The sequence below is a fragment of the Marinimicrobium sp. ARAG 43.8 genome, assembly GCF_050113635.1.
GTDB lineage: Bacteria > Pseudomonadota > Gammaproteobacteria > Pseudomonadales > Cellvibrionaceae > Marinimicrobium.
Window position 1 is genome coordinate 1 of the sequence record NZ_JBNJLT010000021.1, and the last position, 1,861, is coordinate 1,861.

Annotated in this window: 3 protein-coding genes; all 3 read right to left on the bottom strand. The window is 51.0% G+C overall.

Translation table 11 applies throughout. The features are described from left to right. Positions 1-386, bottom strand: a 386-nt coding sequence (locus ACQCLF_RS15885) for an RHS repeat domain-containing protein (RefSeq protein WP_426989049.1), incomplete at its 3' end; no start/stop codon positions are given. Positions 387-717: 331 nt separating this feature from the next. Continuing rightward, positions 718-1,236: a hypothetical protein gene (locus ACQCLF_RS15890; protein ID WP_426989051.1), complete on the bottom strand. Its 519-nt coding sequence runs from the start codon at positions 1,234-1,236 to the stop codon at positions 718-720. After that, a partial coding sequence (locus ACQCLF_RS15895; protein WP_426989053.1) for a hypothetical protein occupies positions 1,217-1,861 on the bottom strand: 645 nt, incomplete at its 5' end. The genes ACQCLF_RS15890 and ACQCLF_RS15895, both read right to left, overlap by 20 nt.

Genomic DNA, 1,861 nt, shown 5'->3' on the forward strand with positions numbered 1-1,861 from the left:
GCCTGCAAAAACCGGCCCAGTCGCGGGTCATAAATCCGCCCGTTCATATGGATCAAACCCACCTCATCCAGCATCTCATGCCCGGTGAAGCCGCGCTTAGTGATGCCGGTAATGTTCGTTTCGAGTTCGCTTAACGCCTTATCCACCAATGGGCCCCAGTTCAACGGATCACGGCGCTGGCCCCAGGGGTCGAAGCTCATCCGCGCGACCAATTGACCGATCTCGTTGCTGATGATGTCGATCGAGCCCAGGTGGTCCATATGCAGGTAGCGGGTGGTTTTGCCCGCCGGTTGGCCGTCAGCACTGCGGGTGTAGCTGATCAGCGCGCCACCGGGCAGACGACGCTTGATCTCCAACCGGCCGCCCGGGTGCGTGATGCGCTCCACATTGCCCAGGTAGCGGGTGAGGGTGGTGGCATCCTGCGCGCTCTCGTCCGTGCGCAGGTAGCGAGACCGGTTCGGGTTGTAGACAAAGCGAGTGGTGTGATCGGCCGTGGTGATTTTGGTGGGTCTGTCGTAATTATTGTAGGCCAGAGTGCAACCACCCCCGATGGCCTGGTTGCCGTTGCCGTCGTACTGGCAGGTGACGGCACCGACTTTGGTGATCGCGTGGGGACCGGAATACCGGGAAGGGTCGAGCGAGCTCGTCTAGGGAAAACAGCAGTCCTATGCTTTCAAGATGTCCTTTCTAATTGCCCCCCAATTACCTCTGTCCCCATTACCTCTTGTGAGACTTGGCCAATATATCCACCAACGCCTGCCCCAAGCATTTGGGTTCTCCCGAAATACCTTCACTTTCCATTTTATCTTTGGCTTGGATATAGAGGGCCCCTGTGCGTCCGATTTCTCGAATATCGTCCAGAACGACAATGCTCTTTTTGTACTGATGTGATTTCACTGTTCCGATTACATTAATCATACAGCCAGAAAATTTTTCCGGAACTTCACTGGAATTCTTGCTTAGAATATTAACGCTTCTATGAAAATCAAAGGCGTCAAATGCTTCGATAGTGGGAAAAAGATGCATACCGTTGTCAATCATCAAATAAGCGGAAACACTCACTTCTTTCCCTATAAATTCACTCCCATCCGCAATCAGCTCCTCAAGCGAAACAGGATAAGGACCCAAATTTTCAGAATCAGCTTTTCCTTGCGTAAAGTAAAGTGAGAACGCGAATGCCAATAGGAGTGTAGTCATCAATCGGACTACGCTTTTATTAGTAATCAAGAAGAACATTTTTTTCACCATTAAAAACCGACACATGGAAAGTTAGTTTGGGGCTCCGTCCCCTATTCAGATTTAAGTATAAGTTACTATCTTGGCCGCTAAAATCTGTGCTAACCCCTTTTGCATGTGAATGCCAGTTCGCACGCCAGTTCCAACCTTTAGCGGGGGCTTTTGACTGCATTATTGTTCTTCCATAGATATAGTGGGCTTCGAAGTCAGAAACAGTGTTGCCAATCCTCCAGTTGCCAAAGTCCTCGAAGATGTTAGCGCCAATCTCAATATCGTAGTTCACTGCAAGCGGGTGTGCATTTTCGTGCAGCCACTTCAACGCTTCGTCTTTGCTATTAAAATTTTTCAAGTCGGCTATACGGTCATTTAGATCATCAAGCGCTTTCGCAGCCTCAGCACTGTAATTTTGGCCATCCCGATTTTCTCCATCTGATAGGCCACCTTCTTTTAAAGAGTTCGCCCCCTGCGCCACCGCCCAAGAGAACGCCCCATAGGCCGCTCCATTGGCAAACTTACCACCCGTCGCCTCCGATATCGACCCGGCGATTACGCTGGAGGCGATCAGTTCCGCAGCGGCGTTATCTAATCCTCGAACGAATCCGCCCGTTACAGCCCCCGTATACGC